The following is a 25333-nucleotide window of genomic DNA, read 5'->3' as shown; positions in this document are numbered from 1 at the left end:
TCATATTTGAATGATGTTATTATATAAAAGTTGCTGATTTAATTAGCGCCCGTAGCTCAATTGGATAGAGCGTCTGACTACGGATCAGAAGGTTATGGGTTCGACTCCTTTCGGGCGCGCCAGTTAATTTCAATCGAAATTTGACTCCAATCCCATGATACGGGAAGTAGCTCAGCTTGGTAGAGCACATGGTTTGGGACCATGGGGTCGCAGGTTCAAATCCTGTCTTCCCGACCATTTTAAAATAATATATACGCGGGTGTAGTTTAGTGGTAAAACCTCAGCCTTCCAAGCTGATGTCGTGAGTTCGATTCTCATCACCCGCTCCAAAAAAAACAAAAAAGATATTGACATCAATAAGAACGAGATGTTATATTAGTTAAGTCGCCTCTGAGCGATAACAACAAAAAATGTTCTTTGAAAACTAAACAAAGCAAAAGCGTCAACGTTAATTTTTTGAACAAATGAGCAATCAAACTTTATTGGAGAGTTTGATCCTGGCTCAGGACGAACGCTGGCGGCGTGCCTAATACATGCAAGTCGAGCGAACCAAAGGGAGCTTGCTCCCGGAGGTTAGCGGCGGACGGGTGAGTAACACGTGGGCAACCTACCTGTAAGATTGGGATAACTTCGGGAAACCGGAGCTAATACCGAATAACAATAAGAACCACATGGTTCTTATTTGAAAGATGGCTTCGGCTATCACTTACGGATGGGCCCGCGGCGCATTAGCTAGTTGGTGAGGTAACGGCTCACCAAGGCGACGATGCGTAGCCGACCTGAGAGGGTGATCGGCCACACTGGGACTGAGACACGGCCCAGACTCCTACGGGAGGCAGCAGTAGGGAATCTTCCGCAATGGACGAAAGTCTGACGGAGCAACGCCGCGTGAGTGAAGAAGGTTTTCGGATCGTAAAACTCTGTTGTTAGGGAAGAACAAGTATCGTTCGAATAGGGCGGTACCTTGACGGTACCTAACCAGAAAGCCACGGCTAACTACGTGCCAGCAGCCGCGGTAATACGTAGGTGGCAAGCGTTGTCCGGAATTATTGGGCGTAAAGCGCGCGCAGGCGGTTCCTTAAGTCTGATGTGAAAGCCCACGGCTCAACCGTGGAGGGTCATTGGAAACTGGGGAACTTGAGTGCAGAAGAGGAGAGTGGAATTCCACGTGTAGCGGTGAAATGCGTAGAGATGTGGAGGAACACCAGTGGCGAAGGCGACTCTCTGGTCTGTAACTGACGCTGAGGTGCGAAAGCGTGGGGAGCGAACAGGATTAGATACCCTGGTAGTCCACGCCGTAAACGATGAGTGCTAAGTGTTAGAGGGTTTCCGCCCTTTAGTGCTGCAGCTAACGCATTAAGCACTCCGCCTGGGGAGTACGACCGCAAGGTTGAAACTCAAAGGAATTGACGGGGGCCCGCACAAGCGGTGGAGCATGTGGTTTAATTCGAAGCAACGCGAAGAACCTTACCAGGTCTTGACATCCTCTGCCAACCCTAGAGATAGGGCGTTCCCCTTCGGGGGACAGAGTGACAGGTGGTGCATGGTTGTCGTCAGCTCGTGTCGTGAGATGTTGGGTTAAGTCCCGCAACGAGCGCAACCCTTGATCTTAGTTGCCAGCATTAAGTTGGGCACTCTAAGGTGACTGCCGGTGACAAACCGGAGGAAGGTGGGGATGACGTCAAATCATCATGCCCCTTATGACCTGGGCTACACACGTGCTACAATGGATGGTACAAAGGGCAGCAAAACCGCGAGGTTAAGCGAATCCCATAAAACCATTCTCAGTTCGGATTGCAGGCTGCAACTCGCCTGCATGAAGCCGGAATCGCTAGTAATCGCGGATCAGCATGCCGCGGTGAATACGTTCCCGGGCCTTGTACACACCGCCCGTCACACCACGAGAGTTTGTAACACCCGAAGTCGGTGGGGTAACCGTAAGGAGCCAGCCGCCTAAGGTGGGACAGATGATTGGGGTGAAGTCGTAACAAGGTAGCCGTATCGGAAGGTGCGGCTGGATCACCTCCTTTCTAAGGAAATATGTGAAGCTAGACTTCATATAAAAAGACGCTTTTGTTTTTGTTTAGTTTTGAGAGAACATTCTCTCAAAATGAAGAAGGTAAACAACAAGCTGACGAAGAAATTCGATGGCTATTTTTTACCGATGTTCCTTGAAAACTAGATAATAACGACACATTCATTGAAGAAAGTGAAAATCTTTTTTCATTATTTGATGACGGTTTGACCGTTGGTCAAATAAAAAAAGCAAATTAGCAACGAGAAGGTCGAGGAAGCAAAGTTCTGGAGCAGCGGAGTGTATCTTGCATACATGAGCAGTGGAAGAACGAAGCTGACGATGAGATTCGAAGTTGATCATTTGTTTAAGGTTAAGTTAGAAAGGGCGCACGGTGAATGCCTTGGCACTAGGAGCCGATGAAGGACGGGACTAACACCGAAATGCTTCGGGGAGCTGTAAGTAAGCATCGATCCGGAGATTTCCGAATGGGGAAACCCACTGTTCGTAATGGAGCAGTATCAATATCTGAATACATAGGGTATTGAAGGCAGACCCGGGGAACTGAAACATCTAAGTACCCGGAGGAAGAGAAAGCAAAAGCGATTTCCTGAGTAGCGGCGAGCGAAACGGAATAAGCCCAAACCAAGAGGCTTGCCTCTTGGGGTTGTAGGACACTCTATACGGAGTTACAAAGGAACGGAGTAGACGAAGCGATCTGGAAAGGTCCGTCGAAGAAGGTAACAACCCTGTAGTTGAAACTTCGTTCCCTCCAGAGTGGATCCTGAGTACGGCGGGACACGTGAAATCCCGTCGGAAGCTGGGAGGACCATCTCCCAAGGCTAAATACTCCCTAGTGACCGATAGTGAACCAGTACCGTGAGGGAAAGGTGAAAAGCACCCCGGAAGGGGAGTGAAAGAGATCCTGAAACCGTGTGCCTACAAGTAGTCAGAGCCCGTTAATGGGTGATGGCGTGCCTTTTGTAGAATGAACCGGCGAGTTACGATCCCGTGCAAGGTTAAGTTGAAGAGACGGAGCCGCAGCGAAAGCGAGTCTGAATAGGGCGAAATAGTACGTGGTCGTAGACCCGAAACCAAGTGATCTACCCATGTCCAGGGTGAAGTTCAGGTAACACTGAATGGAGGCCCGAACCCACGCACGTTGAAAAGTGCGGGGATGAGGTGTGGGTAGGGGTGAAATGCCAATCGAACTTGGAGATAGCTGGTTCTCTCCGAAATAGCTTTAGGGCTAGCCTCAAGTGAAGAGTCTTGGAGGTAGAGCACTGATTGGACTAGGGGCCCCCAACGGGTTACCGAATTCAGTCAAACTCCGAATGCCAAAGACTTATACTTGGGAGTCAGACTGCGAGTGATAAGATCCGTAGTCGAAAGGGAAACAGCCCAGACCACCAGCTAAGGTCCCAAAGTATACGTTAAGTGGAAAAGGATGTGGAGTTGCATAGACAACCAGGATGTTGGCTTAGAAGCAGCCACCATTTAAAGAGTGCGTAATAGCTCACTGGTCGAGTGACTCTGCGCCGAAAATGTACCGGGGCTAAACGTATCACCGAAGCTGTGGACTGTCCTTACGGACAGTGGTAGGAGAGCGTTCTAAGTGCAGCGAAGCTAGACCGAGAGGACTGGTGGAGCGCTTAGAAGTGAGAATGCCGGTATGAGTAGCGAAAGAGGGGTGAGAATCCCCTCCACCGAATGCCTAAGGTTTCCTGAGGAAGGCTCGTCCGCTCAGGGTAAGTCGGGACCTAAGCCGAGGCCGAAAGGCGTAGGCGATGGACAACAGGTTGAGATTCCTGTACCACCTCCTCACCATTTGAGCAATGGGGGGACGCAGAAGGATAGGGTAAGCGCACTGTTGGATATGTGCGTCCAAGCAGTTAGGCTGACAAGTAGGTAAATCCGCTTGTCATAAAGGCTGAGCTGTGATGGCGAGGGAAATATAGTACCGAAGTTCCTGATTCCACACTGCCAAGAAAAGCCTCTAGCGAGGTGAGAGGTGCCCGTACCGCAAACCGACACAGGTAGGCGAGGAGAGAATCCTAAGGTGAGCGAGAGAACTCTCGTTAAGGAACTCGGCAAAATGACCCCGTAACTTCGGGAGAAGGGGTGCTTTTTAGGGTGAATAGCCCTGAGAAGCCGCAGTGAAAAGGCCCAGGCGACTGTTTAGCAAAAACACAGGTCTCTGCGAAGCCGCAAGGCGAAGTATAGGGGCTGACACCTGCCCGGTGCTGGAAGGTTAAGAGGAGGGGTTATCCGTAAGGAGAAGCTCTGAATCGAAGCCCCAGTAAACGGCGGCCGTAACTATAACGGTCCTAAGGTAGCGAAATTCCTTGTCGGGTAAGTTCCGACCCGCACGAAAGGTGTAACGATCTGGGCACTGTCTCAACGAGAGACTCGGTGAAATTATAGTACCTGTGAAGATGCAGGTTACCCGCGACAGGACGGAAAGACCCCGTGGAGCTTTACTGTAGCCTGATATTGAATTTTGGTACAGCTTGTACAGGATAGGTAGGAGCCGTAGAAACCGGAGCGCTAGCTTCGGTGGAGGCGTCGGTGGGATACTACCCTGGCTGTATTGAAATTCTAACCTACGGAGCTAATCGCTTCGGGAGACAGTGTCAGGTGGGCAGTTTGACTGGGGCGGTCGCCTCCTAAAAAGTAACGGAGGCGCCCAAAGGTTCCCTCAGAATGGTTGGAAATCATTCGAAGAGTGCAAAGGCATAAGGGAGCTTGACTGCGAGACCTACAAGTCGAGCAGGGACGAAAGTCGGGCTTAGTGATCCGGTGGTTCCGCATGGAAGGGCCATCGCTCAACGGATAAAAGCTACCCCGGGGATAACAGGCTTATCTCCCCCAAGAGTCCACATCGACGGGGAGGTTTGGCACCTCGATGTCGGCTCATCGCATCCTGGGGCTGTAGTCGGTCCCAAGGGTTGGGCTGTTCGCCCATTAAAGCGGTACGCGAGCTGGGTTCAGAACGTCGTGAGACAGTTCGGTCCCTATCCGTCGTGGGCGTAGGAAATTTGAGAGGAGCTGTCCTTAGTACGAGAGGACCGGGATGGACACACCGCTGGTGTACCAGTTGTCCTGCCAAGGGCATAGCTGGGTAGCTATGTGTGGAAGGGATAAGTGCTGAAAGCATCTAAGCATGAAGCCCCCCTCAAGATGAGATTTCCCATAGCGTAAGCTAGTAAGATCCCTCGAAGATGACGAGGTTGATAGGTCTGAGGTGGAAGCGTGGTGACACGTGGAGCTGACAGATACTAATAGATCGAGGACTTAACCAAGTTAGAAATGCAGAGCAAGCTTTGTTCAATGAATGTCTATTATCTAGTTTTGAAGGAATATTAACTTATTCCTATATATTATGTCTGGTGGCGATGGCGAAGAGGTCACACCCGTTCCCATACCGAACACGGAAGTTAAGCTCTTCAGCGCCGATGGTAGTTGGGGGTTTCCCCCTGTGAGAGTAGGACGTTGCCAGGCTTAATTATATTCTTATTATCGCGGGGTGGAGCAGTCTGGTAGCTCGTCGGGCTCATAACCCGAAGGTCGCAGGTTCAAATCCTGTCCCCGCAACCAAAGAAAATATATGGTCCCGTGGTGTAGCGGTTAACATGCCTGCCTGTCACGCAGGAGATCGCGGGTTCGATTCCCGTCGGGACCGCCATATATAAATAACTCAAACGAAACTAGATGTTTCGTTTTTTTGTATTGGTAAACTTGACATTAAATGTGTAGTTCATCTTTAAATATTACATATAAGTATGAAATCCTATAAAACCCCAACTAGCTGTTCTAATTTAGTAATAAAAAAGAAATAATGATTATAAAGAAATATTGTTGTCTTTTCATGTTAAGAAATAAATAAGTATTGACAAGTATTGACTAGAGTTCGTGATATTTTAACAAATAGAGGCTTACGAACAAATATCTAAGTTAACAAATTTATTAAATTAAATTTATTATATAAACATGATGGAGTGGTATTTTATGAGTGTAATTGATGAATTTTCATTAATAAACAAAATTAAACCACAGGTTGTAAACCAATCATCTTTAATAATGGGTATTGGTGATGATGCAGCATTAGTATCACCTCAGGATAAGTTTGATCAAATAATATGTATTGATACGATGGTAGAAGAAGTCCATTTTAAGCGAAGTACCATGAAGCCCTATCATATTGGCTTTAAAGCTTTAGCAGCTAATATAAGTGACGTGGCAGCAATGGGGGGGATCCCTCTCTATTATTTAATATCCATCGCTATACCTAAGCATTGGACTGAAGAAGATATTCTTGTCATTTATGCAGGAATGAACGATTTAGCTAGAAATTATGATATGGATATGATTGGTGGAGATACTGTATCTACAAATGGTCCACTAGTTATATCGGTAACTGTCATTGGTGAAGTTGAAAAAGGAAAAAAACTTTTTAGAAGTAATGCCAAGGATGGTGATATCGTGTTTGTTACAGGAACGTTAGGTGATTCTTCTGCAGGGTTACAGTTGTTATTAGCTAAGGGGATAAAATATTCTTATCAATTAACTGAAAAAAATTTAGTAAACAAACATCAAATGCCTTATCCTCGAGTGGAGATTGGCCGTTTGTTGACATGTTATAATAGGGTAGCGTTAAATGATATTAGTGATGGGTTGGCTAGTGAAGCAAATGAAATTGCCGAAGCTAGTAATGTTTCAATATATCTTGAAGAAGGTCAAATTCCTTTCAGTAAACAAATATATGATGTTTGTAGTAACGAAGCTATAATAAAAGCTCTGTATGGAGGAGAGGATTACGAACTCATAGGTACATTGCCGCAGAGTGACTGGAACCATTTTGAGAAAGAATGTCTTAAACATAATTATAAGGTAACAGCCATTGGGCAAGTGAAATCTGGACCTTCAGAAGTATTACTACAAACAAATGATGGGAAAGTTAAAACGATAGAAAAAAAGGGATATAACCATTTTAACAATTGATAGGTGAAGAAGATGAAAACTTATGAAATTATAACTGATTCTGCTGAACAAACAATGAAAATTGCATACAAGCTAGCTAATCATTTGCACCAGGGTGATGTGATTGTACTAGAAGGTGATTTAGGTGCTGGCAAAACAACATTTACTAAAGGTTTGGCGAAAGGACTAGGGATTACAAGAAATGTAAATAGTCCTACTTTCACAATCATTAAGGAGTATCAAGGTAAAGTACCTCTTTATCATATGGACGTATATCGACTAGAAAATGGGTCTGAAGATCTTGGATTTCAAGAATATTTCGAAGGAAATGGAATCACAGTTGTAGAGTGGGCTCATTTAATTGCTGATCAGTTACCAGCAGAACGGCTAATAGTGAGAATTAATCACATAAGTGAATGTAAACGGAAGCTTATGCTAGAACCTATTGGCGTACATTATGAACAAGTATGTAAGGAGATTATAAGCAAATGACAGTATTAGCAATTGATTCTTCAAATGATGTGATGGGTATTGCTCTTGTAGATGAAAGTAAGGTTATTGGAGAAATAATTACAAATGTAAAAAAGAATCATTCGATTCGTGTCATGCCTGCTATTGAATCATTATTGAAGGACTGTAACATTTCAACAAAGGAACTATCGAAAATAATTGTTGCAAAAGGACCAGGCTCTTATACTGGTGTAAGAATCGGTGTTACAATTGCAAAAACATTGGCATGGTCATTAGAAATTCCACTCTCAGGCGTATCAAGTCTCGAAGTACTCGCATCAAATGGGCGTTTTTTTCCTGGATATATTTCACCACTATTCGATGCAAGGCGGGGACAAATTTATACGGGATTGTATTCATATAAAGCTGATGGATTGCAGCAAGTAAAACAAGATCAAAATGTCCTCTCATCTGACTGGGCTAAATCATTATCATCACTCGATAAACCAATATTATTATTAGGTAATGACCTTGAGCTACATAAAGAAGTAATGATCAGTGAGCTTAAGGACAAAGCAGTGTTTGCAGCTGAGAGTTTAAACAATCCAAGACCAGCTGAATTAGCATGGCTAGGAATGTATAGGGAAAATGAGGATATTCATCAGTTTTCACCGAATTATATTCGCCTTGCTGAGGCAGAAGCAAAGTGGTTAGAAGCACAGAAAAAAGAAAGTGGAGCTGCAAATGGAAACAACAACATTGTTTAGGTTAATGAATGTTGAGGATATTGAAAATGTACTGAAGGTGGAGGAGGCATCTTTTGCTACTCCTTGGAGTAAGGACATCTTTTTAAGTGAAATTAATAATAACAAATACGCCCATTATATCGTAGCGGAAGAAAACGGGCTAGTTATTGGATATTGTGGGGCATGGATTATAATAGACGAAGCTCATATTACGAATGTAGCTTTGTTACCAGAATATCGTGGCAGGAAACTAGGTGAAGCTATGCTAAAACAACTGGTGGACTTTGCAAAAGCACTTGGGGCAAAGACGATGACATTAGAGGTACGGGTAACAAATATAATTGCCCAATCGCTTTATCGCAAATTAGGATTTAATGATGGGGGAATTAGGAAGAATTACTATACAGATAATCAAGAGGATGCATTAATAATGTGGGTGAATATATAATGGAACAATTACAGAATCAAATTATTTTAGCAATCGAAACAAGCTGCGATGAAACAGCGGTAGCGATCATAAAAAATGGATGTGAGATATTAGCGAATGTTGTAGCATCTCAAATTGAAAGTCATCAGCGTTTTGGAGGAGTTGTACCAGAAATAGCCTCTAGACATCATGTAGAGCAAATTACCATTGTGCTTGAAGAAGCACTAAAACAGGCGCAAATTTCTTATAATGAGATCGATGCAATAGCTGTCACTGAAGGCCCAGGGTTGGTCGGTGCCTTGTTAGTTGGTGTCAATGCTGCCAAAGCCATTGCTCTTGCTCACAACATTCCTATCATTGGGGTTCACCATATAGCTGGACATATTTATGCAAATCAACTAGTATCTGAAATGAAATTCCCACTTATTTCGTTGGTTGTTTCAGGTGGGCATACTGAATTAGTATATATGGAAAAACACGGATCATTTAAAGTAATTGGAGAGACACGTGATGATGCTGTAGGTGAAGCTTATGATAAAGTTGCAAGAACATTGGGACTACCATACCCAGGTGGTCCTCACATTGACCGACTAGCTCATGAAGGAGAAGCCACGATTAAGCTCCCTCGAGCTTGGCTTGAAGAAGGATCTTTTGATTTCAGTTTTAGTGGATTGAAATCTGCAGTGATAAATACGTTACATAATGCGAAGCAACGTGGTGAGGATTTAGCAACAAAAGATATCGCAGCAAGCTTTCAAGCAAGCGTAATAGATGTATTAGTCACAAAAACGATGTTAGCTGTTGATAAGTATAATGTCCAACAAGTATTATTAGCTGGTGGTGTAGCTGCCAATCAAGGGCTAAGAGCTGCTCTTAAAGAAAAATTTTCCTCAAAGGATGATATAGAATTAATTATTCCTCCGCTATCTCTATGTACAGATAATGCAGCAATGATTGCAGCAGCAGGTAGTGTTTTATATAAACAAGGAAAGCGTTCGGACATGGCTTTAAATGGGAACCCTGGCCTTGATATTGAGCAATAGTATAATGAATAATAACATAACAATGTTATGAAAGACCGTGATTCTTCCTGAGAATACGGTCTTTTTCCACAACTTTATCCACAGAAAAAATACTATTGTGGAAAATTAGTAACAAAAGCTAGTTTAAAAGCACTTTTGAAGCAAGTGAATAAGTGGATAACTTTGATAAAAACTGTGGATAATGTGTAAAAGTCGGTGTATAACATACACTACAATGAATTGTTTGTGGATAACTATGTGGAAGAGAAAACTACAATTCACATGAAGTGTAAAAGACATCTTTTTTGCAATGATTCTAGCGCTTATTGGGGATGAACATGGCGTTTGCGCTTTTGTTCTGTCTTATAAGCCTCTCGTGTTCACTTCACATTGCATTCCAACGCAAAAAACGCTTTCAAATCCAATGGCTCCAGTGCTTGTTGAGTAAAAGTAGTCGTCTCCGCCTTTCTTCATGTCCAGCTCCAGCGCTTATCCCCTCTAGTCACTTCGCCATTTTCCATGAAGGCAAAAGCACCTTCACAGAAAATGCCTCCAGTGCTTGTCAGGGATGAACAAGGCGCTTGCGCTTTTCTATTGTCCAGCTCCGTCTCCTAGCCTCTCGAGGTCGTTTCACTACAATCCTAAAAGGTAAAAAGCACCTTCTAGGATTGTAGTTCCAACGCTTGTCGAGGCAAAACAGTCGTCTCCACTTTTCTTCATGTCCAGCTCCAGCGCCTATCCCCTCGAGTCACTTCGCCATTTTCCATGAAGGCAAAAAGCACCTTCACAGAAAATGCCTCCAGTGCTTGTCAGGGATGAACAAGGCGCTTGCGCTTTTCTTCATGTCCAGATCCGTCTCCTAGCCTCTCGAGGTCGTTTCACTACAATCCTAAAAGGTAAAAAGCACCTTCTAGGATTGTAGTTCCAACGCTTGTCGAGGCAAAACAGTCGTCTCCGCTTTTCTTCATGTTCAGCTCCAGCGCCTATCCCCTCTAGTCACTTCGCCATTTTCCATGAAGGCAAAAAGCACCTTCACAGAAAATGCCTCCAGTGCTTGTTAGGGATGAACAAGACGCTTGCGCTTTTCTTCTAAACATGGAGTGTTTCCCATTCGGTCATTAATTGTTCTAGTTGCTCCTGGTACTGTGAGTTTTCTTCATTAATCAAGGCCACTTTTTCGTGATCTTGAAAGATAGTTGGGTCACATAATAGAGTTTCATTTTCATCTATTTTTTGTTCGAGTTTTGATATCTCCATTTCTAGTTCTTCAATTTTTCTTTTTCTCTGACGCTGTAATTTCTTCATTTCCTTGTCTTGTTCATAAGTCAGCTTTGTCTGTGTTTTATCTTCCTTGATTGAAGGATTGACCACTTTTTGTTCATTTAACAGCTTGATTTCTTCAATCTCTGCTTTCTTTGATATGAAATAATCATAGTCTCCCAAATATTCAGTAATACCGTTTGGAGCAAGCTCATACACTTTCGTCGCTAGTCGGTTAATAAAATAGCGGTCGTGGGAGACGAATAGAATTGTACCAGGGTAGTCAATCAATGCATTTTCTAGAACTTCTTTACTATCCAAGTCTAAATGGTTGGTAGGCTCGTCCAAAATTAACAGATTAGCTTTTTGTAACATAAGCTTTGCTAACGCAAGTCGTGCCTTTTGGCCGCCACTAAGTGTTGATACCGGCTTTAACACATCATCACCTGAAAATAAAAAGTTGCCTAACACTGTCCTTATATCCTTCTCCGGTTTTGATGGATACTCATCCCACAGCTCATTAAGAACACTTTTATTAGAACTAAGATTTGCTTGTTCTTGGTCATAGTAGCCAACTTTAACATTTGAACCAAAGGAAAATTCTCCTTGTAGGGCTTGTATCTTATTAATCGCTGCCTTGAGTAAGGTTGATTTCCCAATACCATTTGGACCTACCAAAGCTACACTGTCACTTTTCATGATTTGAAAATTGATATGTTGGATAATAGGCTTGTTGTTTTCATATGAAACAGAAATGTCATTGGCTTTCAAAACTTCATTTCCACTTTGACGTTCGATGTCGAAGTGGAACGAAGCTGATTTTTCATCTCCAGCAGGCTTCTCTAGAAATGTCATTTTTTCTAGTTGTTTTCTTCTACTCTGTGCTCGCTTTGTTGTTGAAGCTCGTGCTAAGTTTCGTTGAACGAAATCCTTAAGCTTAGCAATTTCACCTTGCTGCTTTTCATAAAGCTTTAAATCGTGTTCATAATTTTCTGCTTTCTTCTTTAAATAATCACTATAATTACCAATGAATTTTGCTGAATTAGTTCGAGAAATTTCGTATACTTGTGTAACGACTTTATCAAGGAAATAACGGTCATGAGATACGATGAGAATAGCTCCTGGATAGCCGAGTAAATATTGCTCTAACCAAGTGAGTGTATCAATGTCAAGGTGGTTAGTCGGCTCATCTAGTATTAATAAATTAGGCTTTGATAATAATAGCTTCCCTAAAGCAAGCCTCGTTTTTTGACCACCACTTAATGATGATATAGGTGTCGAATAATTGAAGCTTGAAAACTGGAGTCCATGTAGAACAGCTCGTACATCAGCTTCATATTGATAGCCACCTTGTTCTTTATATTGAATTTGTAAATGATCATACTCTTTTAATAGTTTGTCGTAATCTGCCTTGTTTGACATTAGGCTTTGATTGGACATTTTCTCTTCCAGTTCACGTAAGTCTATCTCCATTTTTTTTAACGGTTCAAACACGGTTAACATTTCTTCCCAAATAGATAAGTCTGAATCTAAGCCACTATGTTGTGCTAAATATCCAATAGAAATGTCTTTCGGTTTCATGACGCTTCCGCTATCATGAGACATATAACCTGCTATTATTTTCAATAAAGTTGATTTTCCAGCGCCGTTACGGCCAACGACAGCAATCCTATCTTTCAATTGTACTTCTAGCTTTATATTCGATAAAATAAGGTCAGATCCAAAATATTTTGTGAGCTGATTCACTTGTAACACTATCATGTTAGTTCACCTCTGTTATAATAGTTTTAGTGTATCTTAAAATGTATGAAATGAGCAATATTCTTTCACTGGATTCCAATGTTTACTTATCAAAGGCTTGTGAAATGCATATTTTTAATAATAGTTTAGCTTATTTTGTATGCGCTTTCTTACGGAAGTCATATTAAACTTAGGTTGTAGACGTTATAGGCTCTTTTCGTAAACTTTGTTGCTATTGTGAATAATTTAGGACAGCATAAAATGAACTTATGCAATTGACCTCATTTATAATGAGAAAAGGTGCCTACAACCGCTAAGTTTATACGTATTTATTTCTTAGAACGAAAATCAACAATTAATGCGAAAACAGCAGCCATGTATTGAGACACAAATACGAATTATTATATCGTTTGTTGCAGCTTCTCATCATTAAAACTATGACAATGGGCTAAATTATTCGTTACAATTCACCATTTATGAAAAAAGCCATGTACTCAAAAGGTGATAGAAATGGCCTTGGATGTACATATAGTTTTCACGCCTTGTTAAAGTAACGACAGGATTGTAAAAATAGTGTAGTATAGTCATATTGAGAGGTGAAAAGCAAGTGTCTTCATTTACACATTTTAATGATCAAGGTAGAGCAAAGATGGTTGATATTTCTGAAAAGGGCGAAACATTTAGAACTGCTATAGCGAGATCAAGTATCTCAGTTAATCAAGAAATTTATGAACAGATTATTCATTCAAAAATAAAAAAAGGGGATGTGTTAGCTGTAGCTCAAGTGGCTGGTATTATGGCTGCAAAAAAAACAGCAGATATTATCCCAATGTGTCACCCAATTAGTTTAAAGGGTGTCGATATCACGTTTACATGGGAAGAAAAAAAGCAATTATACAAGCTTATTATTATCGTAGAAGTTAAAACTAAAGGTAGTACAGGTGTTGAAATGGAAGCTCTAACTGCTGCTAGTACGTGTGCCCTAACTGTTTATGATATGTGTAAAGCAGTTGATAAAGGTATGGTTATTGGTCCAACTTATTTATTAGAGAAGACTGGTGGAAAGAACGGAGACTTTATTAGAGAGCAGTGAATGAATAGCTGTTTGAATGTGGGGGAATAGAAGTGAATAACGAACAAACAAAAATTCCACAAGCTACTGCAAAGCGTTTACCATTGTATTATCGTTTCATCAAAAATCTTCATGCTGCAGGTAAGCAGCGCGTATCATCTGCTGAATTAAGCGAGGCTGTAAAAGTAGATTCTGCAACAATACGTAGAGATTTTTCGTATTTTGGTGCTTTAGGTAAAAAAGGATATGGTTATAATGTTAATTACTTATTAACGTTTTTTCGACAAACACTTGATCAAGATGAACTAACAAAAGTGGTGTTAATCGGGGTTGGGAATTTAGGTACTGCATTTTTAAATTACAACTTTATTAAAAATAATAATATGAAAATTGAACTTGCATTTGATGTTGATGAGCAAAAAATTGGCACTACAGTTGGAGATGTTCCTATTTATCATATGGATGACTTAGAAAAATATATTACCAAGGATGTAAGTGTCGCCATCTTAACTGTACCTGCACCAGTTGCGCAAGGGATGACTGACCGTTTAGTAGAAACAGGTATTAAGGGTATTTTGAATTTTACGCCAGCTCGAATTAATGTACCTGACCATATTAGGATTCATCACATTGATTTAGCAGTTGAATTACAATCTTTAGTTTATTTCCTTAAAAACTACCCAACTGAATAGTAGCTATATTGGCATTATGGTCGTTTACATGATCACCGAGTTATAAAAACAATATATGCTTTATAATGATAGATCAGGAAAATTATTTGTAATTTATGATGGAGGTGAGACCAATTAACATAGGAATTGGAAGTCTTATATTAATTTTAGTGATCGCACTCGTTATCTTTGGTCCAAATAAGCTTCCTCAATTAGGAAAAGCTGCTGGAGAAACACTTAGAGAATTTAAGAGAGCGGCACAAGACATTGCAAATGAAAATAATAAAAAGAAGTAACATTAGGATGAGAAAGTATGAATGATAGTAAAGAAATGTCTGTATACGATCATATAGGAGAGCTAAGGAAGCGTCTAATTATCGCAGCCGTTTTCTTTGTTGTGGCTACAATTGGAAGCTTTTTTTTGGCTGAGCCAATCATTGTCTATTTACAACAGGCTGATGAAGCAAAAGAGCTGACGATGAATGCATTTTCCTTAACTGATCCAATAAAAATTTATATGCAATTTGCTTTTATTATAGCTTTTGTAATTACTGCACCAGTTATTTTATACCAGCTTTGGGCGTTTATTAGCCCAGGCCTATATGAAAAAGAGCGGAAAATCACTTTAAGTTATATACCAATATCAGTGTTACTATTTTTAGGTGGGGTTTCGTTTTCCTATTTTATTCTATTTCCATTTGTTATTGAGTTTATGACGAGGATATCTGAACGCCTAACGGTTAATCAAGTTATTGGGATAAATGAATATTTCCAATTTCTATTCAAAATCACTATTCCATTTGGAATATTGTTTCAGCTTCCTGTCGTTGTGATGTTTTTAACTAGACTTGGCATAGTCTCGCCTATGTTTTTAGCGAAAATAAGAAAGTACGCATATTTTGTTTTACTAGTTATAGCAGCATTTATTACGCCACCAGAGCTCATTTCACATCTGATGGTGACGATACCTTTATTTATTCTATATGAAATAAGTATCTTTATCTCAAAAATAACCTTTCGCAAAGTGGAAAAACTAGAACAGGAACTCATGGCTGAAAATGAGTAACAACCATACCATAAATCATAATAAAGGTAATCAAAGTGAGTTTTTACAAATTGTAGAGGCTCACTTTTTTTATATAGTAAATCTAGCAGGTGTTATGTGAATTTATTAAATATAAAGGTCGTATGATTAACTAATATTTAAGCATTGAATAAATGAAGAAAGTAATGATGTTAATGAGCAATAAAACAACAAAATTGTATGAGGTTGATTTATATAAACCTATTCAAGAGCATTTTACAGAACAGGGCTATGAAGTATATGGAGAAGTCAATCATTGTGATATAGCAGCTATAAAAGACGATGAGCTAGTTATCGTGGAGCTTAAGCTTAATATAAGTATAAAGCTGTTAATACAAGCTACTAAAAGGCAGCGTTTATCCGATCAGGTGTTCATTGCTATCCCGAGACCTACATATTCTTTGCGTTCTAAAAAATGGCAGGATATTTGTTATTTGGTCAGAAGGTTAGAATTAGGCCTTATGATTGTAACTTTCAAAAATGGTATTGCACAGGTAGATATTATTATAGCTCCAGCTGACTTTGATCGGAAAAAAAGTATGCAAAGAAGCAAGAAAAAAAGAGATTTACTTTTAACTGAAATGCAAGGAAGGCATCGTAACCATAATGTTGGTGGGAGCAAGAATCAAAAAATTATGACGGCGTACAAAGAAAACTGTATTCATATTGCCTGTTGTCTCGAATGTTTCGGCCAGTTATCAACAAGTGATCTTCGCGAGATGGGAACGGGTGACAAAACTGTATCCATTCTTAATAAAAATTATTACGGCTGGTTTGAAAGGGTTCGAAGAGGAACTTATACACTTAGTGATAAAGGCAAGAATGAGCTAATTTCATATCCACAACTTGTTCACTATTACGATGAATTAATAGCACATAAGCTTGGTTAATACAGAGAAAGGTATTTTGAATAACTGATATGTATATAGAGAAGAAAAGGTCTCCCAAACATATTCGTGTTTGCTCTTATTACGAAAAGCAACAAATAATGTGATAACAGCCATAGAATAAAACAACCTTCCCATTAACTAGGAAGGTTGTTTTAACTATTTTATTTTTTTCAGTTTGTTATGAAAGATAAACATACGAATAGCCACTCCAAAATCAAGAGTGGCTACAAAAGACAATATGAGAGTGGGGAAATTCCAAATTGTTTCTTGAGCTGATTGAATTGCGAGATATGTGAAAACGATCCCTATAAAACTATATATAAATCCAAAAAATAAAGGTGAGCGGCGCATATGTTAAAGTCCTCCAATAATCGACTGCATTTGTTCCAGTTGTTGTCGCATTTGTTCAATGTCATCCTTGTAGATAGTTTGTATTAAGACCACAAATGTATTCATTGAAACGTGTGCAATAATAGGTACGAGTATTCTTTTTGTTTTCACATAAAGAAAGGCAAAAGTAAATCCCATTGAACTGTATATGAGAATATGCTCTGGTTCGCCATGAACTAGGGCAAATATGACAGAACTAATAAGTGCTGATATCCAAAAATTATACTTCTTATACAACGAGCCAAATATGATCTTTCTAAAAATGATTTCCTCTAATATTGGTGCAATGATTGAAGTGACAATAATGAATAACGGGACTAATTCAAAAATTCCGATAAGCACTTCAGTATTTTCTGAGCCCGGATTAATTCCAAGTAACATTTCAATATTTGCTGCTAAAGATTGTGCAAATAACGCAAGGAAAATACCTGCGATTGACCAGAAAATGGCTTTACCAGTAGAGGGATAATCTTCAGGAATCACTCTATTAATCATATCTTTTTTCATAATGAAGAGAATTATCATTAATCCGAGGATAAAGCTAATTACGGCCCAATAACCAACCCTAATGACTATTGCAATATCATTTGATTGTGCTTTTTCGCCTACACCTAAAATTTCTAATAATGGCACACCTAAAGTCGCTGAAAATTGGACAATAATATACGCGATAATTACATACCAATAATGTCTTTCGAACGGTGGAAATATTTTTTTAATCAATAAAATAATCTCCTTTAAATGTTTGTTCATGCTGCTTTGATCTCTAATAGTATTTTGTTATTTGGGAATGTTTTGTTCCCCTTCGTAGCTTTTAGAGGTCACCATGTCATTTTATCAGAAAGAAAAATCCCTATTCAAATGATTTATCTTAATGATTTGACATTGTTAGCTTTTACAACTATTTTCATCATAGTTGTCCGATTAAAATATGCATTAATAATGTATGTCCAATACGTACAGGTTAGTACAATACTTACCGTATTTTATCACAGTATTCTAATTTACTCATGTATATTATGTTTTTTATGTTTATTCCTCCGTATTTGTGACATAATTTTAAGGGGTCAGATGATAAGGATATTTACATATGAAGTTATCCATTTTATTTCAAGCATGCAAAACCTACTTAACGTTCCAATAGACCAATAGTAGTAATATTAATTCTACAAGGTCCTAGACATAGGGCGCTGTTGATATAAATGATGTTTTTTATCCTAAGATTTTGCCAAGTACTTAACTAGAGTGACAACCGAACAAAACACTTTCTATGGTTTTATGCTGGTCACAATAACAATAAAGTTTACGAAGAGAGCCTTATAAAAGTAGGACGAATGTTGTGGTTATACAAGGGAGAACTTGTCTATTTATGGGGTATATATGAAATTAGGAATTTTTTTCTGCTTTAGACTTGCAAAAACATGTGAGATTCATTAATATAATAGTTGTGTTAGCACTCAAGTATAGCGAGTGCTAATAGAAGAATATTGAAAAATAATACCATTTAAATTATTTGAGGAGGTTGTTTCACTTGTTAAAGCCATTAGGTGATCGTGTTGTTATTCAAATTGAAGAAACAGAAGAAAAGACTGCAAGTGGTATCGTATTACCGGATACTGCAAAGGAAAAGCCTCAAGAAGGAAAAGTTGTAGCTGTTGGTTCTGGTCGAGTATTAGACAGCGGTGAGCGTGTAGCTCTTGAAGTAGCTGTAGGTGATAGTATCATCTTCTCAAAATATGCTGGTACTGAAGTAAAATCTGACGGTAACGAATACTTAATCGTACGTGAAAGCGATATTTTAGCTGTACTTAGCTAAATTTATCCACCTTTGTACTTAACATAATGTGTGATGTTCAACAGCATACGGATTGAACATTATTTAATAGATTAGGAAAATTTGAGGAGGTAAAACAATATGGCAAAAGATATTAAATTTAGCGAAGAAGCACGCCGTTCTATGCTAAGTGGAGTAGATGCACTAGCTAATGCTGTAAAAGTTACATTAGGACCTAAAGGACGTAATGTAGTATTAGAGAAAAAATTTGGTTCTCCATTAATTACAAATGATGGTGTTACAATTGCAAAAGAAATCGAATTAGAAGATGCATTTGAAAACATGGGTGCAAAGCTAGTTGCTGAAGTAGCTAGTAAAACAAATGATGTAGCTGGTGACGGTACTACTACAGCAACTGTTTTAGCACAAGCAATGATTACTGAAGGTCTTAAAAACGTAACTGCTGGTGCAAACCCTATGGGCGTTCGTAAAGGAATTGAGAAAGCTACTAAAGTTGCAGTTGAAGAGCTTAAAGCAATCTCAAAACAGATTGAGGGTAAAGAATCAATTTCTCAAGTAGCTGCAATTTCTTCATCTGATGAAGAAGTAGGTCAATTAATTGCAGAAGCTATGGAACGCGTTGGTAATGATGGTGTTATCACTATTGAAGAATCAAAAGGCTTCGCAACTGAATTAGAAGTTGTTGAAGGTATGCAATTTGACCGTGGATATGCTTCTCCATACATGGTTACTGATTCAGATAAAATGGAAGCTGTATTAGAAAATCCATATATTTTAATCACTGATAAGAAAATTGCTAATATCCAAGAAGTGTTACCTGTATTAGAGCAAGTTGTTCAACAAGGTAAACCACTTTTAATGATTGCTGAAGATGTAGAAGGCGAAGCTTTAGCTACACTAGTAGTAAACAAACTTCGTGGTACATTTAATGCAGTAGCTGTTAAAGCTCCTGGATTTGGTGACCGTCGTAAAGCAATGCTAGAAGATATCTCTATCCTAACTGGTGCTGAAGTAATCACTGAAGACTTAGGATTAGACTTGAAAGCTACTACTGTTGCTCAATTAGGTCGTGCTTCAAAAGTTGTTGTAACAAAAGAAAATACAACAATTGTTGAAGGTACTGGAGCATCTGATAAAATTGCAGCTCGCGTAAACCAAATTCGTACACAATTAGAAGAAACAACTTCTGAATTTGATAAAGAAAAATTACAAGAGCGCTTAGCTAAATTAGCTGGTGGCGTAGCTGTAATCAAAGTTGGTGCAGCTACAGAAACTGAATTAAAAGAACGTAAGCTACGTATCGAAGATGCTTTAAATGCAACGCGCGCAGCTGTTGAAGAAGGTATTGTTTCTGGTGGTGGTACTGCACTAGTAAATGTATACAGCAAAGTATCAGCAATTGAAGCTGACGGAGATACAGCTACTGGTGTAAATATCGTCTTACGTGCACTTGAAGAGCCAATTAGACAAATCGCTCACAACGCTGGCTTAGAAGGATCTGTCGTTGTAGATCGTCTAAAACGTGAAGAAGTTGGCGTAGGCTTCAACGCAGCAACTGGCGAGTGGGTTAACATGATCGACACTGGTATCGTAGACCCAACAAAAGTTACTCGTTCAGCATTACAAAATGCAGCATCTGTTGCAGCAATGTTCTTAACAACTGAAGCTGTAGTAGCTGACCAACCTGAAGAAGGTGGCGCACCTGCAATGCCTGATATGGGCGGAATGGGTGGCATGGGCGGAATGGGCGGCATGATGTAATCTGCCCCTCAAACCCTTGATATAATTGGGTTAGTATTGATTGTCAGCGTGAACAGTCACGAAACAGTCACATTGATCCCTGAAAAATTAGAGGTTTTCCATTAGTTGAGCAAACTTTTGGGAAGCCTCTTTTTTCATAGACTTAGTAATATGTGTATTAACATGTTTTGGTGTGTCATCATCTTTATGCTAAGAAGTTCCATAGTTTAAAGTCAATTCACTCCAATCTCTGCAAGTATTAAATGTATGAGTATGTCTCAACGAGTGTGGAGTTAAATCGGTATTTAGCCCTGAAATTATTAATAATCTCCTCATTCAGTTTCCATATCTAACCTGTGAATAGTTTAAATTGAGAAGGTAAGTTAAAAAATAGGTTTATATAGTGAAACTTACATCATAAGGACTTGATGGAGGGTAAATATTTAAGTAATTCTTGTTCTATTTGGCGAAGAGTTTTCCCATCTGTCTCAATCCTATTTTCTTCTGCCATCCTTAGTGTCCATTTGTAATCTTCAGCAGTATAATACTCATCATATATTTCAAATGTACCTTTTTTTCGTATATCCATTATTTCTGCTAACAACTGATCTGATGATTTGTCTTCAAAGTTAATTCCTAATTTATGTGCTTCCCTATATAGATTAATTTGTGATTTCCCTTCCATGATTTCTTGGTTAATTTCCACTTGAGTCTTTCCAGCTTTATCTACACGAAAAGCGCTTATTCTTCGTTTTACCATTTCTTCTTCAGGTAAATGATCATCTCCTTCATATCCTATGATACTAAAACCCTGTTTTCCGAGTATACGGTAGTAGTTATCCTTATTTATTTGATTTCCTTGTGAATCTATAATTCCACTTTCACCATCAAATTTTATTACTAACTTGCCATCAAACGTTTTTAAGCCCTCATAATCATACATCCAAAGAGATTCATCTTTAGAAAATTGATTAGGTTCACCTTGCAATCGATCAAAAAAATTGTTCTTATAAGCCAAAGTAACTACTGTTACACTTCCAAATGCAATAGTAGAAGCAACCACTGTTGCTACAATGATTTTCTTCATAATTAAGACTCCTTTTATATCTTGTAGTTTTGATTTTGATTTGTATTGTAATATTCAATTCTTAATATTATGGGTAGATATTTCTTAAGATTATCTTAATAAAGGAAGCACGACAGTTAAAATGAGCTGTAAAGTATATCATTTTTTAGAGAGGAATTTTTTATAGAAACACAGTCAACTAGAATGGGAATAGTCTAGGATGCTTTTTAGTAATGACCTTCAGTTACCTCGAGGGATATAGGAGTTAGTCAAGACCTTGTGGATTATCCTGTGGATAATTTTAGCTTATAAATCCTATGTTATATTGTGGTTACTAAAGTGGAGGAGAATTGTTGATTTTTGATTAAGAGGACACTTCAACCACATAAGCAAACTTCCCATCCGGGGTAAAAATAACATTAGATGGCGGGAAAAGCAGTTGGATAGTAGCGGTAACGGAATGAGTTTTTATCTTAATGATGGTAACTGTATCAGAATCTGAATTTGTAACAAAAGCAACTTTTCCATCAGGAGTAAAAGTTGCATTAGAGTTTAATCCTACCGGGAGAGTAGCGATCACACTATGAGTTTTCGGATCATTTACAGCAGTTGTCAAAAAATTCAACCTTTAAAAGTAATAGTTATTTCTATGGTATGAGTGTTTCACTTGTATGATATCGAACAGTGGAATTTAGACTGACTATAATCGAAAGCTATTGAGGGTTTTAGAAAACTCCTGAGTAATTATGTTTGGTAAATTATAAAGGTCCTTGTTGTTAACTTTGTTGCTCTTGTTACCAAATCAGCACCTTAAACAGTGAGTTTAAAGTCATGGTTGTACAGAAGAAAAGATGCCATGAACGCTAGTTGAAACGTGGTTGTTTCTTAAATGAAAAACAGCCATTTTTAAAACACCTCGTAAGCCAATTTAAGGTGTTTTTAATTGAAGGAGTTATTTATTATTCATTATTTTTGGATTCCTTGATCCCGTTAATAATAGCTAATTTTATTATCCAATAAAGAACGAAAAATTTAACAAACGAAAAAAAAAATTGGTAAATTAACCCTTTGGTGAAATATGAGTTGACCAACAAATTTCTTATATTTTCAATGATTTCCAACATAATTACCTCCAGTTAAAACTTGTGTAAAGATAAAGTGTTTTTTGTGTATTATTACCAAAAACATAAAATTTATATTAAACAAAATAAGCAGGGGTAAATTGGGGAGGTATAAGTAAAATGTTATGAAAACTCAAGAGTTATTGTGAAAGACTTGAATCTAAGAAGCATGAATATATAGTCAAATTGAATTTAACTACACATCGATAGTTTTATATTACAACTTTTACAGACATCTCCCCACACAATAATATTTAGACAGCCATATATATAAATAAAATATTTAAGGGAGATGACGGAATGAGTAACCAATTGTGTAGAGGTAATGGCGAAGGCTTTGAGATAGTTGACTTTCAATTTCATATTCCTGCAACAAACGATGTGGACTTAGGGTCTCTTTCAACTGATTCAAATTATCCTACAACAATTGCACTGTTAACACTAAATAACTTAAAACCTGGTGATATTGTATTGCTAAGTTGGACATTTGTATTAAACAACCAAGGTGGTGATGAATTTACTCATCAAGTATGGAGAGGAGATACCAATATTCATAGGTCAATCAGAGGAATTGAAGGTGGCGGAGAAGATATTAGTATAACATCTTCTCAAACGATTGATAAAATTAATAGTTATCAATGTGCTACTTATAGATTAACTGGTTTTGCAAATAACCCAGCCATAAACCTTAATGGACCTGTTAATTTTAGCGCACAGCAATTAAGACCGAAAATCAAATTATGAAAAATGATTATGAAATCTATGAATTTACAAGTGGATTAGGTGTTTTGGTGTATGTTTGATAGGGATGTTCACATAATAAAAGAAGGTGAAGTTTATCGAGCTAACTGTCCAGCATGTACATATACCTTGTTTAACGATAAAGGAATGGTAAAGGTCGAATAAAATTTACTGGCAACAGTAGTTATGATTGCTTACTAAAGATAATGCTTTGAAGAAGAGTTAAGGAGTGAATCGAGTCGCTAAAATGAAAGATATTGATATAAGCCAACAAACTAAGTTAAGTAATTTCATAAGTACAACAATATTAATGATCGAACAAGCAAAGCCACTTAGATGAGGTTAGATCCATCCGGTAAATTCAAAACTCATAATGGGAAAATAGCGGATCGGGAGATTACAAAAGAAAAGAAGAAGCCTATATACCTATCTGGCAGCAGGTGGGCACTAATCATTGCAGCATTTTAGTTGTGTGGTTGGTGTCCTCTTTTAGTTGCTAAAAGAGGATGGTTTGAATGAAGGCTGTGAAAAATGTTTATGTTAAATTCTGTCAAATTCAACCAGAAGTGTGAAACAACGTAAGCAATATAAAAAAGGCTTTCGAGAATGGGAAGAGTTAGTGAAATAAAATAGGAGCCGTTACTGAAAATTCTCGAATTCAAATAAAAGGTTGATAAAATCAGCAAAAATCCCTTTAATGTACCTTTACTATATGGACAGAAATATTTACATATTTCCTTTTTGTTTTTTTGTAGCACAAAAAATGCTATAATGTTTTTAGAATTTTTGTGCCACAAAAAAGGAGTGTTTAAATGAATCAAATAACCTTTTCCTCATACGAAGAATTAGAGCAATTGTTGAAAGAAAAATTCTATAAGAAAGCAAAGTTTATCGGGTTAAGTGATGAAGAAATTCAGCTATCTATCATTTATAAAAAGAAAGCGAAAGATCTGTGGGACAAGCATAATTGTCAACAGGTAATTGAACAGTATGGCACTGTTACGATAGAGGCTTGGATGGATGAAGAAGGAAATAGGAGAACCAAAAGAGGAAGGCCTAGAAAAGAAAAGTCAGAAAAACTTAGTTTTCCATTACACGTTCGATTGGATGAGGAGTCTTTTAAGAAACTTAATAATTATGCAAAGGAACATGATGTAAACTGTTCAACAGCAATTAGAATGATATTAAAAAATTTATAATTAGTGAATTGAAGGACCTTCGTTAATATAATTAATGGTGTTATTCAGGAGGATTGAAAATGAAAAAGAATCGTTTTAAATTTTGTTTTGATTTATTGATTGCAATAACATTTAGCTTATTATTTGCTCCAGCTATCACCAGTGTAGCATTTCATGAAATAGCTAGTATTTTATTGGCGGTAGCATTAATTATTCATTTATTCTTAAACAAAGATTGGATCATTGGGATGAGCAAAAAAATTTTCTCAAAAAGAATAAGAGGAAAAGCTTTACTATCATACTTATTAAATATAACCCTGTTGTTAGATATGTTGTTTATTATGGTAAGTGGATTATTAATTTCCGAGGTTATCTTTCCTAATTTTAGATATTTCACAAGCATAAATTGGCTTGCTCTTCATATTATTTTGTCAATCCTCGGATTACTTATTGTAGGGATTCATTTAGGATTACATTGGCAATGGATCAAACAAATTGGAAGCCAATACCCTAAATTAAAGAAGCTATTTTCTTTTCGTAAACCTTCTCGGATAAAAATTTTACGTATATTGTTGCTTATTGGGACAATTTTCTTGTTCGTCCAAATATTTAAATTGACTGTTGTATCGATGGAGTTAGTTAGTGGTCCGAGTTTAGGTGCTGAAAAAAGTGCGGGAACAGAAGGGCATGAAAATCTATTTTCAGTTAACATATTAGGAATTTTACCAGTCTTCACAATCTATTCATGCCTTTTGGGTTCAATTGCTTTTTATACCAACTTAATAGAAAAAAGGGTCATGAATAAGAAACATACAAGGACGTCCTAATGGCATTTCACTTTTCGAAAATTAATCAAAATAAGTAGCTAATGTTGTTTTTTTTTCTAGTGAGATCAAAGTTTTACAAAGAAACATATGTGAACAACCAAAGCTTAACCTAGAGGAAG

20 protein-coding genes, 5 tRNA genes and 3 rRNA genes are annotated in these 25333 nt (G+C 38.2%); 23 read left to right on the top strand and 5 right to left on the bottom strand.

The window, feature by feature from the left end; genetic code table 11:
• The first annotated feature begins 45 nt into the window (after nucleotides 1-45).
• The 13 genes from V1503_RS08400 to tsaD all read left to right on the top strand — a co-directional run bounded on the left by V1503_RS08400 (nucleotide 46) and on the right by tsaD (nucleotide 9660).
• A tRNA-Arg gene (locus V1503_RS08400) sits at nucleotides 46-122 on the top strand.
• 38 nt (nucleotides 123-160) lie between these two features.
• A tRNA-Pro gene (locus tag V1503_RS08395) sits at nucleotides 161-237 on the top strand.
• 18 nt (nucleotides 238-255) lie between these two features.
• Nucleotides 256-329: transfer RNA gene (locus V1503_RS08390), tRNA-Gly, on the top strand.
• Nucleotides 330-479: 150 nt separating this feature from the next.
• Nucleotides 480-2030: ribosomal RNA gene (locus tag V1503_RS08385) — 16S ribosomal RNA — on the top strand.
• A 355-nt stretch (nucleotides 2031-2385) separates the two neighbouring features.
• A 23S ribosomal RNA gene (locus tag V1503_RS08380) occupies nucleotides 2386-5316 on the top strand.
• A gap of 83 nt (nucleotides 5317-5399) precedes the next feature.
• A 5S ribosomal RNA gene (rrf, locus tag V1503_RS08375) occupies nucleotides 5400-5515 on the top strand.
• Together the 16S, 23S and 5S rRNA genes with 5 tRNA genes alongside form the textbook arrangement of a ribosomal RNA operon.
• Nucleotides 5516-5534: 19 nt before the next feature.
• Nucleotides 5535-5611: transfer RNA gene (locus V1503_RS08370), tRNA-Met, on the top strand.
• 12 nt (nucleotides 5612-5623) lie between these two features.
• Nucleotides 5624-5699 (top strand) — tRNA-Asp (locus V1503_RS08365).
• Nucleotides 5700-6022: 323 nt separating this feature from the next.
• Nucleotides 6023-7015 carry a thiamine-phosphate kinase gene (gene thiL / locus V1503_RS08360; protein WP_410626241.1) on the top strand — a complete coding sequence of 331 codons (993 nt, stop codon included), beginning with the start codon at nucleotides 6023-6025 and terminating at the stop codon, nucleotides 7013-7015.
• A 12-nt stretch (nucleotides 7016-7027) separates the two neighbouring features.
• Entirely contained in the window at nucleotides 7028-7486 is a 459-nt protein-coding gene (gene tsaE / locus V1503_RS08355; protein ID WP_410626239.1) for a tRNA (adenosine(37)-N6)-threonylcarbamoyltransferase complex ATPase subunit type 1 TsaE, read from the top strand.
• A complete protein-coding gene (gene tsaB, locus V1503_RS08350; RefSeq protein ID WP_410626237.1) occupies nucleotides 7483-8211 on the top strand; it encodes a tRNA (adenosine(37)-N6)-threonylcarbamoyltransferase complex dimerization subunit type 1 TsaB in 729 nt (242 codons plus the stop codon). Before tsaE ends, tsaB begins: the two co-directional genes overlap by 4 nt.
• On the top strand, nucleotides 8189-8638 hold the full coding sequence (rimI, locus tag V1503_RS08345; RefSeq protein ID WP_410626235.1) for a ribosomal protein S18-alanine N-acetyltransferase: 450 nt from the start codon (nucleotides 8189-8191) through the stop codon (nucleotides 8636-8638). The genes tsaB and rimI overlap by 23 nt, the downstream gene beginning before the upstream one ends.
• Nucleotides 8638-9660, top strand: coding sequence for a tRNA (adenosine(37)-N6)-threonylcarbamoyltransferase complex transferase subunit TsaD (tsaD, locus tag V1503_RS08340; protein WP_410626233.1), 1023 nt, complete (start codon nucleotides 8638-8640; stop codon nucleotides 9658-9660). Before rimI ends, tsaD begins: the two co-directional genes overlap by 1 nt.
• 1068 nt (nucleotides 9661-10728) lie before the next feature.
• Here the strand turns inward: tsaD and V1503_RS08335 are convergent.
• On the bottom strand, nucleotides 10729-12660 hold the full coding sequence (locus V1503_RS08335; RefSeq protein ID WP_410626231.1) for an ABC-F family ATP-binding cassette domain-containing protein: 1932 nt from the start codon (nucleotides 12658-12660) through the stop codon (nucleotides 10729-10731).
• Nucleotides 12661-13246: 586 nt separating this feature from the next.
• On the opposite strand from V1503_RS08335, the gene moaC reads away from it, so the two are divergent.
• The 5 genes from moaC (at nucleotide 13247) to V1503_RS08310 (ending at nucleotide 16356) form a co-directional block, all read left to right on the top strand.
• The gene (moaC, locus tag V1503_RS08330) at nucleotides 13247-13732 is read left to right on the top strand and encodes a cyclic pyranopterin monophosphate synthase MoaC (RefSeq protein ID WP_214484452.1); all 486 of its coding nucleotides are present in this window, start codon (nucleotides 13247-13249) and stop codon (nucleotides 13730-13732) included.
• Between the two features lie 32 nt (nucleotides 13733-13764).
• Nucleotides 13765-14403 (top strand): redox-sensing transcriptional repressor Rex, encoded by a 639-nt coding sequence (locus tag V1503_RS08325; RefSeq protein ID WP_214484453.1) that lies wholly within the window; start codon nucleotides 13765-13767, stop codon nucleotides 14401-14403.
• 95 nt (nucleotides 14404-14498) lie between these two features.
• Nucleotides 14499-14678 carry a twin-arginine translocase TatA/TatE family subunit gene (locus tag V1503_RS08320; RefSeq protein WP_214484454.1) on the top strand — a complete coding sequence of 60 codons (180 nt, stop codon included), beginning with the start codon at nucleotides 14499-14501 and terminating at the stop codon, nucleotides 14676-14678.
• 17 nt (nucleotides 14679-14695) lie between these two features.
• Nucleotides 14696-15448 carry a twin-arginine translocase subunit TatC gene (tatC, locus tag V1503_RS08315; protein WP_410626229.1) on the top strand — a complete coding sequence of 251 codons (753 nt, stop codon included), beginning with the start codon at nucleotides 14696-14698 and terminating at the stop codon, nucleotides 15446-15448.
• Nucleotides 15449-15621: 173 nt separating this feature from the next.
• Nucleotides 15622-16356, top strand: coding sequence for a DUF2161 domain-containing phosphodiesterase (locus V1503_RS08310; protein WP_410626227.1), 735 nt, complete (start codon nucleotides 15622-15624; stop codon nucleotides 16354-16356).
• 156 nt (nucleotides 16357-16512) lie between these two features.
• Here the strand turns inward: V1503_RS08310 and V1503_RS08305 are convergent, their stop codons facing one another.
• Both V1503_RS08305 and V1503_RS08300 read right to left on the bottom strand, forming a co-directional pair.
• Nucleotides 16513-16707 carry a YdiK family protein gene (locus V1503_RS08305; RefSeq protein ID WP_214484457.1) on the bottom strand — a complete coding sequence of 65 codons (195 nt, stop codon included), beginning with the start codon at nucleotides 16705-16707 and terminating at the stop codon, nucleotides 16513-16515.
• A 3-nt stretch (nucleotides 16708-16710) separates the two neighbouring features.
• Nucleotides 16711-17469, bottom strand: a complete 759-nt coding sequence (locus V1503_RS08300) for a CPBP family intramembrane glutamic endopeptidase (protein ID WP_410626224.1) — start codon at nucleotides 17467-17469, stop codon at nucleotides 16711-16713.
• Nucleotides 17470-18277: 808 nt separating this feature from the next.
• On the opposite strand from V1503_RS08300, the gene groES reads away from it, so the two are divergent.
• Together groES and groL are read left to right on the top strand one after the other, a co-directional pair.
• A complete protein-coding gene (gene groES / locus V1503_RS08295; RefSeq protein WP_320259720.1) occupies nucleotides 18278-18562 on the top strand; it encodes a co-chaperone GroES in 285 nt (94 codons plus the stop codon).
• A 99-nt stretch (nucleotides 18563-18661) separates the two neighbouring features.
• Nucleotides 18662-20302 carry a chaperonin GroEL gene (gene groL, locus V1503_RS08290; protein WP_410626221.1) on the top strand — a complete coding sequence of 547 codons (1641 nt, stop codon included), beginning with the start codon at nucleotides 18662-18664 and terminating at the stop codon, nucleotides 20300-20302.
• Nucleotides 20303-20696: 394 nt separating this feature from the next.
• Here groL and V1503_RS08285 read toward each other — a convergent pair whose 3' ends face one another.
• Together V1503_RS08285 and V1503_RS08280 are read right to left on the bottom strand one after the other, a co-directional pair.
• Nucleotides 20697-21368 (bottom strand): hypothetical protein, encoded by a 672-nt coding sequence (locus tag V1503_RS08285; RefSeq protein WP_410626219.1) that lies wholly within the window; start codon nucleotides 21366-21368, stop codon nucleotides 20697-20699.
• Between the two features lie 343 nt (nucleotides 21369-21711).
• Nucleotides 21712-21963, bottom strand: coding sequence for a YncE family protein (locus tag V1503_RS08280; protein WP_410626217.1), 252 nt, complete (start codon nucleotides 21961-21963; stop codon nucleotides 21712-21714).
• Between the two features lie 805 nt (nucleotides 21964-22768).
• Between V1503_RS08280 and V1503_RS08275 the strand changes: the two genes are divergently transcribed.
• From V1503_RS08275 to V1503_RS08265, 3 genes are all read left to right on the top strand, one after another.
• Nucleotides 22769-23212 (top strand): hypothetical protein, encoded by a 444-nt coding sequence (locus V1503_RS08275; RefSeq protein WP_410626215.1) that lies wholly within the window; start codon nucleotides 22769-22771, stop codon nucleotides 23210-23212.
• Nucleotides 23213-24021: 809 nt separating this feature from the next.
• Nucleotides 24022-24408, top strand: coding sequence for a hypothetical protein (locus V1503_RS08270; RefSeq protein ID WP_320259716.1), 387 nt, complete (start codon nucleotides 24022-24024; stop codon nucleotides 24406-24408).
• 59 nt (nucleotides 24409-24467) lie between these two features.
• Nucleotides 24468-25214 (top strand): DUF4405 domain-containing protein, encoded by a 747-nt coding sequence (locus V1503_RS08265; RefSeq protein ID WP_410626213.1) that lies wholly within the window; start codon nucleotides 24468-24470, stop codon nucleotides 25212-25214.
• Nucleotides 25215-25333 lie beyond the last annotated feature (119 nt).

Source organism: Nanhaiella sioensis, from assembly GCF_046557775.1.
Lineage (GTDB): Bacteria > Bacillota > Bacilli > Bacillales > SM2101 > Nanhaiella > Nanhaiella sioensis.
The sequence above is the reverse complement of the archived record's forward strand: the minus strand, read 5'-3'. Positions and strand labels throughout refer to the sequence as shown.